Here is a 16331-nt window from a genome sequence, read left to right on the forward strand (position 1 = left end):
GATGGCCCCACTGTCCGGCAGTACAGCGTCGTCGTTGAGCCGCGGATGCCTCATGCTGCTGGTGGGGCTGCTGACGATGGCGTTTAGCTGTGAGCATACCTCCGGTGCCGATGATGTCGTCGCCGCGGATGGCGGGCGCGGCGAGGACAACGCCGCCTGCGTGCTCGATGAGCATTGTGAGAGTTTTTATCGTTGCATCGAGAGCACCTGCCAGGTGCCCCCGGCGATGAGCGGTCAGCGTGACGAGGCGACTCCCGTGCTCAGCTTCTTCTCCCCTGACGCTGAGGTGCCTGCGGAGGGCGGCGAGCCGCTGGTGAGCTTTTACACCGAACTGGCGCTCACCGCTGCGGAGCAATCGCGAGGACTGATGTTTCGCCCGCATATGCGCGACGACTGGGGGATGCTTTTTGTCTACCCCGCCGAGCGTACGCTCTCATTCTGGATGAAGAACACGTTGATTCCACTCGACATGATCTTCATCGATGATGCTGGCGAGGTGGTCGGGGTGGTGGAGATGGCCGAGCCTCAGACGCTCTCACCACGGCGAGTGGACAGGCCGGCGCGCTACGTCTTTGAGATCAACGGTGGGTTGAGCGCCGAGCTGGGTATTGGCGAAGGCACCCGGGTACGATTTGAAAACATGGAAGGCCATCACACGCCGCGTCGCTGAGTTCAACCTGACGCGAACCTATCTGGTCGCCCTGGGCGCATGCGCTCTTGCGGCGGTGGTGCTCTCCTTTGTGCCTCTGCTCAACCTCGTCGGCTACGAGTCGGCCGCATTCTTCGGAGTGCTGGCCGGGCTGCTCTCCACCGGACTCACCGTGGCGGACGCGCGCCGCTTTGATACGCTGGATGGGCGAGCGCTGGACTTCGGAAGGCTCGCGCTGCGCAACCTGGCGTTGCTGGTAGCCCCCCTGGTGATTCTGTCGCTCAACGGGCTGCGGGTTCCCAACTGCGATTGGGGAGCTGGCCTGAGTTTCTGGGGGTTGATACCGGTGATGGCGGTGTTGCTGGGAACGGCCAGCGCCTGGATGGCGGTGACCCTGCTTCGAGGTAGCCGGCTGTCCTACGTGCTGGCGTTTGGGTTGCCGTTGCTCGACGCTGCGGGGCTTGCCTGGCATCTGGCAACCCAGCCTCCGATTGTGGGGCATCAATGGTTTCTGGGCTATTTCGGCGGGTCCATCTACGATGAAGCGCTGGCGGTGCCGCTGAGTCTCATCGCATACCGAGTGTTGCACGCCCTGGCGATCGTGGCGGTGGTGGCCGCGCTCGACGCGCGCCGGCGCTGGCAGCAGGGCGCGCGCGCTGGCTGGACGGCGGCCCTGGCGCTGGCTGCTGCCCTCACGTTTGCAGTGGGGTTTGCCTCCCGTCAGGAGGCGGGCATCGCCATCGATCGTGACCACATTGTGGCGGAGCTCGGCGGCGTCATTGAGACGGACCATTTCCTGATCTTCTACCCGCAGACGCGTGCCTGGCAAAGCATGGCTCCTCTGCTCGCCGAAGATCATGAATACCGCTACGATCAGCTCAAGCGCTTCTTTGGCACCGACCCGGTGGCGGAACACGGCCGGAAGGTGCGCAGCTTCGTCTACGGGGATCGGGACTCGAAGGGTGCGCTGATGGGCGGGCGCAACACGATGGTGGCCAAACTCTGGCTCCATGACATGCATATCCTCTGGCGCGGCACCGGCGATCGCATGCTGACCCATGAGCTGGCTCATATCTTCACCGAGCCCTTTGGCAGCGGTCCTCTCAGGCTGAGTATGCAGCGCGGTGTGGGCGTCAATATGGGGTTGGTCGAAGGGGTGGCCTTCGCCGCCGAGTGGCCCGCGCGTGAGCTCGATGCGCATCAGGCCAGCCGGGCGATGCGGGAACTTGGCATCGCCCCGGACCTCGGAGCGTTGCTGGGCGCATCGGGTTTCTGGACCCAGGCATCGGGCCGGGCCTACACCCTGATGGGCTCCTTTGTGCGCTACCTCATCGACACGTACGGCATCGCGCGCTTCAAAGAGGTCTACGGAGACGGAGACTTCGAGGGGGCCTACGGCAAGGGCGTCGAGGTGCTGGTCGGGGAGTGGGAACGCTTTGTCGATGCGCTGGAACTCAGCGAGGCTCAACGCGAGGTGGCGCGCTACCTCTACGACCGGCCCAGCATCTTCGCCAAGGTCTGCGCGCGAACCATGGCGGAGTGGCGACGTCAGGCCGCCGACGCGTCTCGAGACGGCCAGCCTGCGGAGGCCATCCTGCTCTTGCAACGCGTGCTCGACGCCCAGCCCGATTTGCTCTGGGCGCATCTTGAGCAGGCAAGCGCCCTGGCGCAGATGGGGGAGATGGACGAGGCCCTCGATCTTCTCAGAGCGCGCCAGAAGCTCCCCTTAAGTCCGGTGGAGCGCGCCGAGCTCGAAGCGTTGATGGCCGATCTGCTCTGGAAGGCCGGGCTGGCGAGTCAGGCAGCGCAGAGTTACGCGAGCTGCCTTGAGGTCGGGGTACCCGTCGACCTGGAGCGCTCCTTGCAAATGCGCCTTCGCTACGCCCGCCGCGAACAACCTCGTGCACGCTCCTACCTGATGGATACGCCGGGCGGGGCGATGGCGATGTACAGGCTGATGCGTTGGGATGAAGAATCCCCCGATGACCCGGGAGTGGCCTACCTGATCGGCCGGCGCCTCTGGCAGAGCCAGGAGTGGGGGGAGGCGCGCCCCTGGCTGGAGCGCGCTTACGGCTCACTTGGCGTTGAGGTGCTGGACGCTGAGGCCGCCCTGATGTTAGGTCAAGTCCACTATTTCCTGGGCCGTGCGCAGGACGCTCAAACCCTCTTTGAGGATCTGAGTCGCTCCCCGCTGACCCGTTACCGTGAAGAGGCGCGTCAGTGGCTTGATCGCCTGCAGTGGAAAAGGAATAGCATCGAGAATGGAGAGCGTTAGAGGACGCGCCGCCGCTTCCCATCGGCGTGCCCGCCATGAAGAACTTCTGAGGGAGCTTTCAGCGCTTCCCACGTATTGAGCAGGAGCCCTGTATGTTGATGCCCCGAGGTATCGCCCGCGCCACGATGGCGCTGATGACGCTTATCTTTGTGACACTGAGCCTGGGCTGTGCCTCGCGCTACATCACCCCTGATGCACTCTACGCCGATGATCCGGAGTTCCGAATCGACGCCGAAAGCGAGATCCTCGACACGACCGAGGCACGCGAAGTGCTCGACGTGCTCTATCGCTACCGCCAGGCGGTCGTCGACAAAGACTACGGCACGCTGAATGAGCTCGTCAGCGACGACTTCTACGCCAACGCCGGGACCACCGAGACGACCTCGGATGATTACGGCCGTGACGAGCTCGTCTCGGTGCTCGAGATGACCGCGCAGCATGCCGACCGCATCCAGATGGCCGTGGTCGTCAAGGGCCTCACGGTGGAGGGGATGCGCGCCCACGTCGACTACGAGTACGACTACGCCTATCAGTACAATGTTGGCGACATGAAGTCCTGGGATGCCGGCGTTGACGTCAACCGCCTGCGTCTGGTGCGCGAAGACGATCGCTGGAAGATCGTCAGCGGGCTCTGATGCGGCACGTTGTTCCAAAGGTCTGACTTTTCCCGACATAGAAGACGATCGCGTAACGCAAGAGACGCGCAGTGCCCTGATCGGAGCAGCGATGAAGCAGCGCAATCGACGTACTCTCTGGCGCAGCGCGCTCGTCATGCTGGGAGCCGCTCTGGTGTGCGTGCAGCCGGCCGTCGGCCTGGCGCAAACGTCTGTGAGTACGTCGGCTGAGCGCGCCCGCTCGGAGCCTGCAAGTCGGCGCGATGCGGCTGATGCCTTCGAGCGTGGGCTGCTGTCTGAGGCGCGCACGCTTTCAGGAACGCGGGACGACAGTGCGTCGCTTGTGGTCCGTGCCCGCTTCGCGCATTGGGACGGTGATGATGCCGGTGCCCTTCGGATGACCGAGCAGGCGATGGCGCTCGCCGCCAGCGATAGCGAGCGGGTCGACGCTGCGCTCGCTCACGCAGAGCTCATGCACTTGAGAGGGGATTGGGACAAGGCCGAGACGCTGCTGCGCGACACGCTCTCCGGGGCGCCTCAAAGCATGCGGACGCGTCTGGCGCTCGGGCAACTGCTCTGGGAGCAGGGTGACCGCTCTGAGGCGACCCAGATCCTGGAGGCGATGGCTGCGCGCTACAATGACGGGTTGGTTGAAGACCTGCGGGAGCTCGTCGCGGTGGGGCGCGGCATGCACCTTCTCGGACGCCTGCGCGACGCCAATCGTGCGCTGGGACGGGCCGCGCGTCTGGCTCCGGATCACCCGCGCGTGCACATCGCGTTCGGTGAGCTGATGCTCGCTGGCTACAACTATTCTGAGGCCGAAGACTCGCTGAATCGCGCTCTTGAAGCTGCCCCTCAGCATCCGGAAGCGCATCGCCTGATGGCGGAAATCGAGTTTTTTGTCGGCGGCAACTTTGGGGCCGCCGAAGAGCGTCTTTCGATCGGCGGGGAGATCGCGCCGCATCACCTCGGGATCGCATTGCAGCGTGCGCGTTTTGCCATGATCCGCGGGGAATGGGCGAGTGCCGCCGCGATTCTCGACGAGGTTCTGCAGCGCGCACCGCGCCATAGCGATGCGATCAGTCTCCTGGCCGCAGTGCGCTACCTGGGCGGCGACAGGTCGGGGTTCGAGCGGGCGCGAGACGACTTCACGCAACATCGATCGCGCTCCTCCATGCTCTGGCGCGTTGTCGGAGAGGCCGCCGCGTTGAACAACCGACACGCCGAGGCCGTCCACTTCTTTGAAGAGGCACTGGAGCGCGATCCCGATGACGCCGGCGCCCTGGCTGGACTTGGCCTTGCGCTCACACGAACCGGCGACGAGGCCCGCGCGCTCGATGTCCTGCAACGCGCCGCCCGTGAGGATCGCTTTCACGTTCGTGTGCACAACATGCTGGAACTCTACCAGCGGGGCTTGCGTGATTACCTCACAGCTCCGGTAGCGCCCGGACTCCGGTTGCGGGCGCACATGGATCAGCACGAGCTTCTCAAGGCGGCGAGCCTCCCGCTGGTCGACGAGGCCCACGATGTCTTCTCGAAGCGGTATGGCCAGCGCATTGAGCCGCTGATCGTCGAGATCTATCCCGAGCCTCAGACCTTTTCGGTGCGCTCCGTCGGTGTGCCGAAGATCGATCCCCATGGCATCTGTTTTGGCGACACGGTGCTCTTGCGCAGCCCGGCCGATGCTGACTTCAACTGGGAGATGGTTCTCTGGCATGAGACCGCCCACGCCTACCATTTGCGCGTCTCCGAGTCGCGGGTGCCGCGCTGGTTCACTGAAGGCCTGGCCGAGTACGAGAGTGGCGAGCGCGACGCGAGTTATCGTCGCTTTCATGATGAGGAGATCGCGCGCCGACTTCAGCATGGCACCTTGCCGGCTTTGAGCGAACTGGGCGAAGCCTTTCTCGCCGGCCGCGGCTTCGACGTGATTGTGGCCTACCAGCTGGCCAGCCTGGCCATCGACTACATCGTCGAGATCGGAGGACGTGACGCGCCCACACGCATGCTCCGCGGCTTTGCCGAGGTGCCGCGTTTTGACGCGCTGGCTCCGCAGGTGCTGAATCGTTCGGTAGAGGCGCTCGACGCGGGCTTTGATGCCTGGCTTCGCACGCGCTACGCGCCTTTGATCACGCATCCGATGATCGATGTGGAGCGGGTCCGACGCATGGCTGGCGGCGAGGAGGTCGAGCACGCTGATGCGGTGGAGGAGGGCGTGTATAAAGCGCTGGTCGCGGCTCTGGAAGGGCGGGGCGATCAGGCGAGGGTGTTGATCGCCAGCGCGCGCCGACGTGCAGCGGGCGCCGGAGTGCAGGAGCAGGCGCGCGTTGAGGCCGTGCTTGTGCATGCGTTCCACGCGCTGGGGCAGAATGATGAGGCGCTTCGGGCAGGCCGTAGCGCGCTTGATGCGGGCCTGGAGGGCCCCGAGCTCCGCCTGGCCCTGGCTCGTGCTGCCGCCCAACGTGAGCAGCTTCACGAGGCCCTGGTGCACGCTGAGGCGGCCTCCTCCGTCAATCCCGGCTCCCCGGAGGCGTGGGCCATGGTTGAGGAGCGCGCCGCGGTCCTTGGAGAGCACGCACTGGCTCGTCGTGCGCGTCTGGCCCGTTTCGAACTCTCCGCTCATGATCCTGGCCTGGCCCGGGCTCTCTTCGAGTCCAGCCGTGGCGAACTTCGCCTGCGCGCCGCTGAGCGCTGGGCGGCCATTGAGACCTTTCGCACGGAGGCCCACCTGGCGGTGGCCTCAGCGCTGCTTGAGCTGAAGCGTCCCGATGAGGCGATCGCCGCCTTTGAGCGTGCCGCGCTCAGCGATCCGCAGCGCGCGTCTACCATTAAAGAAGACGCCCGCGAGCAATTGACCCGCGGCGGCTGGCGCGATAAGGCTCCTCTGATCCCGTGAGGTGCTCTCGCTTGACCGCCGGCGCTCCGGTTTACCCTCCCGAGTTTTTAAGGTGTTGACCTCATCATGACCGATCCTCTCCCCGCAAATGCTCTTGACGTCCTCGACGATGCCGCGCTCGCCAGTCGCGCCGTCGACGGCGACTTTGCGGCGTTTGAAAAGATCGTCGAGCGTCATCGCGACAAGGCCTACCGCCTGGCCTTAAGCCTCACCAAAAGTGAGGCCGACGCCCAGGATGTGGTTCAGGAAGCGTTTATCAACATCTACCGTAAGCTCGATACCTTCGCCGGCGATGCGCAGCTGAGCAGCTGGATGTACCGCATCGTGGTCAACGCGGCGTTGATGCGTCTTCGCAAGACCCGTCGCCGCGCGGAGGTCAGTGTTGACGACGTCTCCGATCCGGCCCATTTCGAGCAATCGGCCCCCGGCGAGCCCGCCGGTTGGCGCGTCCGTGGCGATGAGGCCGCAGAGAATCGCGAGCTGCGCGAGCAGATCCTGGCAGCCATCGATCAACTCGAGCCGAAGTATCAGGCGGCCTTTTTGCTGCGCGAGATCGAAGGGTTGAGCCTCGACGAGATCGCCTCGGTCCTCGACCTGAGCACCGGCGCGGTGAAGACGCGCCTGCATCGAGCGCGCCTCTTTCTTCAGGCCGCGCTCGAGCCCTACCTGGGCCGCGAAGAAGACATCTCGAACTAGATCAAAAAGGGCGCTTCGCCGCGGCTGCGGCAAAGCGCCCTTAATGCTCAGAGAGGCGGGGGAGTTGGCCCCCGCAAACCGTCAGCTGATCTTTTCTTTGAGCTTGTCGAAGAACCCTCCCTTCTTGACCGGGATGCCGCGCAACTCGGCGTAGCTCTCCAGATGCTCACGCTCTTTGGAGGAGATCTTCGTGGGGATCTCGACGTCGAAATGCACCACGAGGTGGCCGCGGCCGGAGCCCTGTACGCGCGCCAGGCCCTGGTTTTTGAGCACCAGAGTATCGCCGTGCTGCGTTCCAGGTTTAACGCTGATTGTTTCGTTGCTTTCCAGCGTCGGAATCTCAATCTCGGCGCCCAGGATCGCCTGTACAAAGCTGATCGGTTGGCGCAGGTGCAGATCTTCGTGGTCGCGCTCAAAGACCTCGCTCCGCTCCACGTGAATGAACACATAGAGATCGCCCTGGGGACCTCCGCGCGTGCCAGCCTCACCCTCGCCGCCCAGACGAAGGCGCATCCCGGTATCGACACCGGCCGGGATGGTGACGCTGACCTCACGTGTGGCCTGCTGTTTGCCCGAGCCGTGACAATCGCCGCAGGGATCTTCGATGCGTTTGCCGCTGCCCTGACAGTGCGGGCAGGTCGAGGTCAGCGTGAAGAAGCCCTGGCTGTGGTTGATCTGACCGCGCCCCTGGCAGGTCGAGCAGGTTACCGGCGAGGTGCCCGGTTTGGCACCGCTGCCCGAACAGGTCTCACAGTCGTTATGGCGCACGACCGATATGGTGCGCGAGGTGCCAAAGGCGGCCTCTTTAAAGGTCAGGTGAATGTCCTCACGAAGATCCGAACCTCGCTGAGGTCCACCTCGCGGCCGTCCCCGACCGCCGCCAAAGCCGAACATATCGCCGAAGATGTCGCCGAATTGCGAGAAGATGTCGTCCATCGAATGGAAGCCCGCTCCGGGACCCGCCGCACCGCGTACGCCCTCATGACCGAACCGGTCGTATCGGGCGCGTTTCTGAGCGTCGCTCAACACTTCGTAGGCTTCGGCAGCCTCCTTGAAGCTCGCCTCCGCTTCGGCATCATCCGGATTGCGGTCCGGATGGTACTTCATCGCCAGGCGTCGATAGGCTTTCTTGAGTTCTTTATCGTCGACGTCGCGGGAGACGCCGAGCACCTCGTAGTAATCGCGCTTACTCATAGGGGGGCTCGTCCTGGGCAGTGCATTCGTAGCATGAGATTTGGGGAGGGGTGCCGCGACCGCTCATCACAGTCCTTGCGACGCGGCCTGGCACTTCGGGCCAGAACCTCGCAACGCCCGGGCGCGCTTGTCAAGGCGGGCGGCCCGTCGGGCGGGGCACCTCAGCCCCCAGATTGTCGCCAATCTAGGCGCGGAGTTGCCGACGGCAAGTTGTGAAGCCACACTAACATAATGCAATCACAGCGTAATCTTTGCGTACTCCTCTAACCACCACTGAACCCGTCGAGCTATTCCACGTGGCGTTCATCGTTGAGGCATCGGTCCCGGCCGGGTCGTGTTGGTCGGAGCAGGCTCGCGTCTAGGATCGAAGTGTCGTTCGTAGCGTCGGTCGCAGGCCCCAGGGCGCGCGACCCGAAGGAGACTTCTCGTTGTGGAGCAGGCTCATGTACGCCGTCGCCGCACGCCTTGGCCGCGATCTCGATGAGCGCATCGCGCGTCTCTGGGATCGCACCGAGCTTATCGCGCCTCACCAGATCCCGCGAGCGGGAAGGGTGCCTCACGTGTCGTTTCAGATGGTTGAGACGCCGCATCCACATGCCCTTGAGTTGCTCTTGCGTGAACCCTTTCCCGGGGCTCCCACCACCATTCGAACCAGCGCTCTCGGGGTCTTCGCTCGTCCCCGCCAGGTGCTCTTTTTGAGCGTCGTGCGCGAACCGGCGCTCGACCGCTATTTTCAGGCCATCAACGTGCGATTGATGGCCCAGGGATATCATTTGCACCCCCTTTACAGTCCGGCGATGTGGACGCCGCACATCTCCCTGGCGCTGGGGCCCTTTAGCCCGTCGACACTCTGTGCGCTCTTACGGGCGGGCACCGTCTACGAGGAGCTTCAGGGTTGTTGGGAACTCGGGCCCCTCTGCCTGCTCGGGCCCGCGACGCAATCGGGACAACCCGCAACCCCCGCGTCCTGAGGTTGCATGGATCTGCCGCGGCGCTCCTGTCACTGCGCGTTCAAGTCCATGCCCGGCTGCCAGTTATCCACGACCATCAGCTCGTGGCGATCGCCCAGTGCGTTGCAGAAGCCAGCGAAGAGCTGCCCGGCCAGGTACTGCGTGAAGGGCGGGTCGCTCTCACGCTCTTCCCGAAGTACGCTGTTAGCGTTTTGGCCGCCGTCGAGCTCTTCGCGATCGACCTGCTCCAGGTTGAGATAAAGCCTGCGCACGCCCTCGCCCAGATAGGCAAGCACCGAGGCCGTGCCGCCTGATTCGAGCGTCTCGACGATCCCGACCGCGCTATACCAGTCGTTGTTGCGCCCGTCGTCGTTGGCATCATAGGTGTTGTGAAAGAACACCATATCACCGATGGCCGGACGGCTGGAGTGGTAGACTTTGCCCTCATTACGACAGGCTCGGTAGAGCTCAGGCACGCTTGACGAGGCCTCCCCGGCAAAAACGACGCCGTTGAGCGCGAAGACGGCATGCACGTAGGCTGCTGCCAGAGGGCCATCGGCTTCAGGTGCCGCCGGGCCGCGTGGAGCAGGCGGGTGGGAGGCACTCTCGGCGTTGGACGCCGAACTTCCGGTGGCCGCGGCGCTCGGGCGGTAGCTTGCCAGGGCCGGGCGTTGCGGACGGGTGACGCTGTCGAGGGGCGCACGTGAGGGCGGGGTGGTCGCCGGCGCCGGACGACTTCGTCGCTGACCTGGCTGGGCCGGACCGCTGTTACTGCGGTACACGTACACGTGTGCGGGCAGCACCCCGGCCTGCGAGGTGCCCTCTTCCGAGAGCCCCCGTGCGCCCGGTGGCGCAAGTTCATCTTCCAACATCGGTGAGGCATACATATGAAAGGGCGCGCTGATTGATGCGGTGCATCCTGCACCTGCGATCGCCACCATCATTGCCCCGGTCCACTGCCACAGACTTCTCGCCATCGTCATACTCCCTTAACATCCACTCAGGGATATCGCGTCGTCCGGACCCGGTGACCCTCCATGGCCCCTAAGTGCTTTGCCGGTGCGACGATTCGCAGTGTAAAGGAGAGTGGCGCGTCGCCAAGTTTTTTGCGTGCGCGACCCTGGCGAGGCGGCCGGGCTTGCCTGGTGGCCCGCTCTCTCATACCGTCGTGCCCTCAGACGGCCACAAGGAGCAGCCGCATGACAACCACCCTCAAAGGCCCGGCGGCCATGCACGCCGACGCACAGTTTGGAAAGTACACCCTGATTCGGCAGATCGCCGTCGGAGGGATGGCCGAGATCTGGCTGGCCGAGCAGCGCGGACCGGGCGGCTTTAATAAAGAGCTGGTGCTCAAGCGCATCCTTCCCCACCTGGCCCAGGAGGGGCAGGTCGCCCAGATGTTCCTCGATGAGGCGCGCATGGTCGCCCACCTCACTCACCCCAACATCGGGCAGGTCTTTGAACTCGGCGAGCTCGACGGCGAGTACTTCATCGCCATGGAGTTCATCGACGGTCTCGACCTTGCCCGGCTCGCCGGTGCCCTCAAAGAGCGGGGATCACAGATCCCGTTGGCCTACGCCGTCAAGATCGTCACAGACCTGCTCGAAGCCCTCGATTACGCGCACGATTTCGTCGATCGCGACGGCAATCACGTCGGGCTCATTCACCGTGACATCTCCCCACAAAACGCACTGATCTCCAATGATGGTGTCGTCAAGCTGGTGGACTTCGGGGTGGCCAAAGCCAGCATCAATACGACGAAGACTGAGTCCGGGGCGGTCAAAGGGAAGTTCGCCTACATGGCGCCCGAACAGATCGAGGGCAAGCCGCTCGACTGGCGCGCCGACATCTTCTCGATTGGTGTGCTCTTCTACGAGCTTCTCAGCGGAATCAAGCCTTTTGGAGAAGATCTCAAAGCAGTCTCGATGATCCTCTCTCAAGACCCGGCTGATATCCGAACCTACCGTACCGATGTGCCCGAAGAGCTCGCGCGTATCATCGCGCGGGCCATGGCCAAGGACCGGGAAGCCCGCTTCGCCAACGCCGCAGAGATGCAGCGTGTCTTGCAGACCTTCATGCGCTCGTACACCGAGGTGGTGGGTACCCGTGAACTCTCCATTATGGTCCGCCAGCTGCGTGGGCTTGATCTGGCCAAGCCCACCGAGCAGCTCTTCGGTTTTGAGAAGCACGGCGTCACCTCGTCCGGACCCCGGCTGACCACGCGTGAGCTTCCCAGGGCGGATGTCGATCGTCGACACGCGCCGGGTCCCACTCTGGCGAGCTCGCCAGCCGCCGCCTCCCAGATCGAGGCCAATGAGCCCGGCCCGTCCGGTGGCAAGTCGGTGGCTCTGGTCGCGGGCTTCTCGCTCCTGATGGTCGGTCTGCTCGCCGCATTCTTTGTGGTGGGTTACCTGGTGATCGCTGGCGATAGAGACACCTCGGACGTTCCCCCAGCGTCGCCTACGGCGGCTGAGACGCCTCCCTCATCAACGTCGTGGGCTCACGCCGACGGTCAGATCGTGGCGATCTCATCGCAGCCCTCCGCCGAGATCGTCGTCGATGGAGAGGTCGTCGGAAACACCCCCTTCCAGACCACGTTGCGGCCGGGAACCTATCGCATCGAATTGCGCACGGGGGAGGTGACGCGCAAAGAGACCCTGAAGATCACTTCGACGAGCTCGATTCAACGCTTCCGCTATGATCTCTAAGCAGTTCCGCCCGGGTGTCGTCGACGACCCAGCCGTTGAAGCAGAAACGGCGACCGTGGGCCTCGGGGTCATCGGTGCGAACTTCGAGTCGAAGTTCCTTCTCGGGGGATAACGCGCGAAGGTCGATGGTGTGAGCCATCCAGCTCGCGTCGAACTTCCCAAGGGTGTGGGAGAGCACCTGCTCCTCACCGATGAAGACACGGTAGGTGAGCGGCTGCGCGCGCTCGTGGCGAGCGCCGCGCAGGTCAACGCCGGCACGCAAACGCAGCCAACTTCCGGCGGCGTCCTGCTCCTCTAGCAGCGCGTCGGCGGGATAGCTCACCCGGAGCACCTGGCCCTGCTTGAGCGCGTGAGCCCAGGCGCAACGCCGGGGATCATCACCCACCTCCAAAAGCTCGCTGCCCACATAATGGCCTCCCGGGCAGTTCCAGCGTTTGCGGCGCGCATCCCATCGACGGCAGGGCGTGACGTTTTCGTCCGTTGCGCTCACATGCTCGACGCGAGCCTCGGGCAGTCGTGTGAGAAGTGAGGGGCCCAGCTGAAGTTCGGGGGGCAGGGCGTAAAGCTCGAGGCTGACCTCTCCGAGTTGCTTGGAAGAGACCCGCTCGGAGCCTGGAGGCAAGCGCGCCGCGCCGTCTTCGGCGCGCTCGGCCTCGGCGATCACCCAGACGCGCTCCATCCCCTGAAAATCCTCGATCTGCGGGTGGTGGTGGCGGTGCAGCAGGTTTCCAACCGGCCCCAGATGCACCATGGCGCTTTCCGACCAGGTCGGCTCCACCCGAATGGCGTCCTCTGCCCGGGCCTGCTCCACCACCACGTCGGCAGCGCGTTTCCAATCCGCATCACTCGGGGCGTTGGCTGACCCGAGGAGCTGCGTTGCGATGCTCAGACCACCTGCCAAAAGGAGCAGGCCCGCCCCGAGGAGCGGGCCCGCTTGATGCGCCCTGTGCGACTTCGACATGCCTGTCTCCAAGGCGACCTGGGTCGCTTTAGCGCTTGCCACCCTGAATAGCCTGCGAACGCCCGCCCAGGCTCATCAGTAGATCGCGATCGTAGAACGCCTCGCTACGCTCACCGTAGGGCGGCATGTGGCGTCCGGAGTCCATGCGGATCGCATCACATGGACAGGCCTCCACGCACAGGCCACAGACGATGCAGCGCAGCTCATCGATCACGAAGACCGAGGGATACTTCTCAATCGTCGGATCGTCATGTTCGGCAGCTTCAATATGGATGCAGTCCGCCGGGCAGATCGTCGAGCAGCACATGCACGCGACGCAACGCACCTGACCGTCGTCCCGAAGCATCAGTCGGTGCAAACCCCGGTAGCGTTCCGGGTAGACCGTCGGCTCCTCCGGGTAGTTGCGCGTAAAGATGGTGCGCTTTTCTTTGTTGGGGTTGAGGTTGCGGAAGAAGTGACCGGTGGTCACCGCAAGCCCGCGGATGATCTCAGGAATGTAGCTCTTCTCCCAGAGAGACTGCGGCTCACGATCGATTACTTTGACGTTCACGGTGGCCATCAACGACCTCGGTTCAGATGGCGAGGGCCGGGCCCCCCTGGAAAGGGTGCCCGACGAACTCGGATTAAAGCAGGGTGACGATGAGCGCAGTCACAAAGAGATTGGCGATGCTCAGCGGAAGCAGAATCTTCCAACCCAGCGTCATAACCTGGTCGTAGCGGAAGCGGGGCAGCGTCCAGCGCATCATGAACTGAAGCCAGACCAGCACCAGGATCTTGAAGATCATCGCGTGCACACGCAGGAAGATCGAAATCCAGTACCAGGCCTGCTCACCAAAGGGCACCCAGTGGCTGTCGAAGATTCGGATGCCGTCGGCGTAGACGTAAGGAATCTGCCAGCCGCCCAGGAAGAGTACCGCAATCAGCGCTGCGATAAACACCGTGGCCGCGTACTCGGCCAGCTGCATGCCGGCGAACTTCATCGTGGAGTATTCGGTCAGGTAGCCGGCCACAATCTCGGACTCACCCTCCGGGAGGTCGAAGGGCGCGCGCTTGGTCTCGGCCATCCCTGCCAAAAAGAAGAGGAAGAACGCCAGAGGCTGAACGACAACGCCCCACATCGGCAGCCAATCCCAGAGCAGGTAGCCCTGCATGCGCGCCATCTCGTTGAGATCCAGCGTGCCGTAAATCAGCAGGATCCCCGCCAGGCTAAGCCCCATGGAGACCTCGTACGAGATCATCTGCGCGGAGGAGCGCAGTCCACCGAGAAGGCTGTACTTGCTGTTGGAGGCCCACCCTGCGATCGCCGCGCCGTAGACTGAGATCGCCGCGATCGCAAACGCGAAGAGCAGCCCCGCATTCAGATGCATGATCGAGAAGTAGTTCTTCCACTCCCCACCCACACAGATCTCGGTGTATTCGGCCGTCGTCTGTACGGTGCCCGTGCAGTAGTGATCCATAAAGGGGATCACCGCCCAGCCGATCAGCGCCGGGGCAAGCACCAGGACCGGGGCAAGCGTGTGCAGAAAACGATTGGCGCCGGCCGGAACGATATTCTCCTTGAGCACCAACTTCAGGCCGTCGGCCAGGAAGTGGGGAATACCCAACACCCCGATCCCGAGGATCTTGGCGCGGTTGGGGCCAACGCGGTTCTGGATCTTCGACGACTGCTTGCGGTCGCCCAGCAGGGTCAGCAGGCCGGCAACGGCCATAACAAACCCGAGGACGATCACGAAGATCTTAACCAGACTAATGAGCACTTCGACCATCATGATGATTTCATCCTTTCAACGAAGAGCGGCGCGTCGCGGCGAGCCTCAATTCCATCACTCAGCAGGGGTCTGAGACGCCTCTTCTGTGGCCGCCGAGTCTTCGAACATCTCCTTACGGATCTGATGGACGAAGGTGTAAGTGAGCTTGTGATTCATCGCGCGGGCCAGTCGCATAAAGATCTGCCAGTGGGGCAGCGACTCACCCAGCGGCGCAAACGCGCGGTCGAATTCCTGGGCGATTCCGTCGAAGTTGACGAAGGTGCCCTCGCTCTCGGCGTGGGAGCAGGCCGGCAGCGCGATATGCGCTTTGGTGGAGAGCTCCCCGTGGTGCTGAGCCTGAAGCACGAAGAGATCGAGCTTGTCGAGAGCGTTCAAGAATCGAGCACTCTCGTCTGCGGCTACCGGGATCTGCGTCTCCATCATGTAGAGCGATGTCACCGTACCGCTCTCGATGTCTGCAATCAGGGCGTCGAACCCTCGCAGTTCACCAGCGCTGCCAAAGATCGTATGCAGCCCACGGGTGTTGGGGTTCTTATCGGCCTTAATGAGGAAGTCATCTTCGAAGCCATCCGGGTTGCCGCCGACGTAGATGCGATCGGTGCCCAACACTTCCAGCGCGAAGCGACGCGCGAGGAAGAGGTCCTCGCAGCTTGCCTGCGGGCTGACCACAAAACCGAGGCTTCCGTTGTCTTCGATCGCACGACCGAGCTTGTCGGCAGCGGTGCCGCTGACGCCGTGCCAGTTGAGCTCCGCACCGTTGCTCATCGGGCGCGTCAGGCGGTCGTTGTGAATCGCCTTGTAGGTGAGGCGGCCTGAGTCGCACATCCAGTAATCGTTGACGTCCGGGTTAAAGCGCGGACGGTAGCGCTGGACCTCGTTACGGAAATGCTCCAGGTGAATGTTACAGCCGTTGGAGCAACCTGTGCATACGCTGTCGGTGGAACTGAGCAGCCAGACCCGGCACTTAAAGCGAAAGTCGCGCGAGGTCAGTGCGCCCACCGGGCAAATGTCGGCGGTGCATACCGAGTAGGGGTTGTCGAGCGAGCGGCCCGGGAAGGGGCGAATCTCGGCGGCGTCACCACGCTGGATGATGGTCAACTCGTTGGTGCCCGTGATCTCCTCGCAGAAGCGCACGCAGCGGGTGCACAGAATGCAGCGCTCGCCATCGTAGAGGACCTCGGGGCCGATCGGGAAGACCTTGACCTTGGCCGTCTTCTCGGTGCGCAGGCGTGATTCCTGCGCATCGTAGGCCATGTAGTAATCCTGGAGTTTGCACTCACCGGCCTGGTCGCAGATGGGGCAGTCGACCGGGTGGTTGATCAGGATAAATTCGAGCACGGCTTTTTGAGCCTTGATGACGCGCTCGCTGTTGGTGTTGACGACCATCCCGTCGCTGACCTGCGAATAACACGAAGGCTGCAGCTTCCAGGAGCCTTCCACCTCGACCAGACACATGCGGCAGTTGGCCGGGATCGACAGGGCGGGGTGGTAGCAGAAGTGGGGCACCTCGTAGCCGGCCTGGGCGGCCGCACGCAGGATGGTGGTCCCTTTCTCGACCTCGATCTCGGTACCGTTGATGGTGACTTTTGGCATTTGACTACTCCAGGGGTGGGCGCGCCCGC

The 16331-nt window shown here is 63.6% G+C and carries 13 protein-coding genes; 7 read left to right on the top strand and 6 right to left on the bottom strand.

The window, feature by feature from the left end:
- Position 1: 1 nt before the first annotated feature.
- The 5 genes from EA187_RS11175 to EA187_RS11195 all read left to right on the top strand — a co-directional run bounded on the left by EA187_RS11175 (position 2) and on the right by EA187_RS11195 (position 7127).
- Positions 2–670, top strand: coding sequence for a DUF192 domain-containing protein (locus tag EA187_RS11175; protein WP_206524266.1), 669 nt, complete (start codon positions 2–4; stop codon positions 668–670).
- Positions 633–2924, top strand: a complete 2292-nt coding sequence (locus tag EA187_RS11180) for a hypothetical protein (protein ID WP_127780309.1) — start codon at positions 633–635, stop codon at positions 2922–2924. Before EA187_RS11175 ends, EA187_RS11180 begins: the two co-directional genes overlap by 38 nt.
- A gap of 92 nt (positions 2925–3016) precedes the next feature.
- A complete protein-coding gene (locus EA187_RS11185) occupies positions 3017–3559 on the top strand; it encodes a nuclear transport factor 2 family protein (protein ID WP_115604309.1) in 543 nt (180 codons plus the stop codon).
- Between the two features lie 91 nt (positions 3560–3650).
- Complete coding sequence (locus EA187_RS11190) at positions 3651–6431, top strand: tetratricopeptide repeat protein (RefSeq protein WP_164856203.1); 2781 nt, start codon at positions 3651–3653, stop codon at positions 6429–6431.
- Between the two features lie 66 nt (positions 6432–6497).
- Positions 6498–7127 (top strand): RNA polymerase sigma factor, encoded by a 630-nt coding sequence (locus EA187_RS11195; RefSeq protein WP_127780311.1) that lies wholly within the window; start codon positions 6498–6500, stop codon positions 7125–7127.
- A gap of 81 nt (positions 7128–7208) precedes the next feature.
- Here EA187_RS11195 and dnaJ read toward each other — a convergent pair whose 3' ends face one another.
- Positions 7209–8321 (bottom strand): molecular chaperone DnaJ, encoded by a 1113-nt coding sequence (gene dnaJ / locus EA187_RS11200; protein WP_115604315.1) that lies wholly within the window; start codon positions 8319–8321, stop codon positions 7209–7211.
- A 428-nt stretch (positions 8322–8749) separates the two neighbouring features.
- Between dnaJ and EA187_RS11205 the strand changes: the two genes are divergently transcribed.
- On the top strand, positions 8750–9292 hold the full coding sequence (locus EA187_RS11205) for a hypothetical protein (RefSeq protein ID WP_127780312.1): 543 nt from the start codon (positions 8750–8752) through the stop codon (positions 9290–9292).
- Between the two features lie 29 nt (positions 9293–9321).
- On the opposite strand, the gene EA187_RS11210 is transcribed toward EA187_RS11205, so the two are convergent.
- Positions 9322–10248, bottom strand: coding sequence for a hypothetical protein (locus EA187_RS11210; RefSeq protein WP_127780313.1), 927 nt, complete (start codon positions 10246–10248; stop codon positions 9322–9324).
- A 222-nt stretch (positions 10249–10470) separates the two neighbouring features.
- Between EA187_RS11210 and EA187_RS11215 the strand changes: the two genes are divergently transcribed.
- A complete protein-coding gene (locus tag EA187_RS11215; protein WP_164856204.1) occupies positions 10471–11979 on the top strand; it encodes a serine/threonine protein kinase in 1509 nt (502 codons plus the stop codon).
- Here the strand turns inward: EA187_RS11215 and EA187_RS11220 are convergent.
- The 4 genes from EA187_RS11220 to EA187_RS11235 all read right to left on the bottom strand — a co-directional run bounded on the left by EA187_RS11220 (position 11936) and on the right by EA187_RS11235 (position 16302).
- Positions 11936–12940: a hypothetical protein gene (locus tag EA187_RS11220; RefSeq protein WP_127780315.1), complete on the bottom strand. Its 1005-nt coding sequence runs from the start codon at positions 12938–12940 to the stop codon at positions 11936–11938. The genes EA187_RS11215 and EA187_RS11220 overlap by 44 nt on opposite strands.
- A 28-nt stretch (positions 12941–12968) precedes the next feature.
- Positions 12969–13499: a NuoI/complex I 23 kDa subunit family protein gene (locus tag EA187_RS11225; protein WP_115604325.1), complete on the bottom strand. Its 531-nt coding sequence runs from the start codon at positions 13497–13499 to the stop codon at positions 12969–12971.
- A gap of 64 nt (positions 13500–13563) precedes the next feature.
- A complete protein-coding gene (locus EA187_RS11230; protein WP_127780316.1) occupies positions 13564–14709 on the bottom strand; it encodes a complex I subunit 1/NuoH family protein in 1146 nt (381 codons plus the stop codon).
- 54 nt (positions 14710–14763) lie between these two features.
- A complete protein-coding gene (locus EA187_RS11235) occupies positions 14764–16302 on the bottom strand; it encodes an NADH-quinone oxidoreductase subunit G (RefSeq protein WP_127780317.1) in 1539 nt (512 codons plus the stop codon).
- Positions 16303–16331: the final 29 nt, after the last annotated feature.

The sequence above is a fragment of the Lujinxingia sediminis genome, assembly GCF_004005565.1.
GTDB classification, from domain to species: domain Bacteria; phylum Myxococcota_A; class Bradymonadia; order Bradymonadales; family Bradymonadaceae; genus Lujinxingia; species Lujinxingia sediminis.

Excerpts from the sequence above, each read along its gene's own strand:
- EA187_RS11175 (WP_206524266.1), top strand. The coding sequence starts at position 2 with ATGGCCCCACTGTCCGGCAGTACAGCGTCGTCGTTGAGCCGCGGATGC.
- EA187_RS11185 (WP_115604309.1), top strand. The coding sequence starts at position 3,017 with ATGTTGATGCCCCGAGGTATCGCCCGCGCCACGATGGCGCTGATGACG.
- EA187_RS11190 (WP_164856203.1), top strand. The coding sequence starts at position 3,651 with ATGAAGCAGCGCAATCGACGTACTCTCTGGCGCAGCGCGCTCGTCATG.
- EA187_RS11195 (WP_127780311.1), top strand. The coding sequence starts at position 6,498 with ATGACCGATCCTCTCCCCGCAAATGCTCTTGACGTCCTCGACGATGCC.
- dnaJ (WP_115604315.1), bottom strand. The coding sequence starts at position 8,321 with ATGAGTAAGCGCGATTACTACGAGGTGCTCGGCGTCTCCCGCGACGTC.
- EA187_RS11210 (WP_127780313.1), bottom strand. The coding sequence starts at position 10,248 with ATGGCGAGAAGTCTGTGGCAGTGGACCGGGGCAATGATGGTGGCGATC.
- EA187_RS11215 (WP_164856204.1), top strand. The coding sequence starts at position 10,471 with ATGACAACCACCCTCAAAGGCCCGGCGGCCATGCACGCCGACGCACAG.
- EA187_RS11220 (WP_127780315.1), bottom strand. The coding sequence starts at position 12,940 with ATGTCGAAGTCGCACAGGGCGCATCAAGCGGGCCCGCTCCTCGGGGCG.
- EA187_RS11225 (WP_115604325.1), bottom strand. The coding sequence starts at position 13,499 with ATGGCCACCGTGAACGTCAAAGTAATCGATCGTGAGCCGCAGTCTCTC.
- EA187_RS11230 (WP_127780316.1), bottom strand. The coding sequence starts at position 14,709 with ATGATGGTCGAAGTGCTCATTAGTCTGGTTAAGATCTTCGTGATCGTC.
- EA187_RS11235 (WP_127780317.1), bottom strand. The coding sequence starts at position 16,302 with ATGCCAAAAGTCACCATCAACGGTACCGAGATCGAGGTCGAGAAAGGG.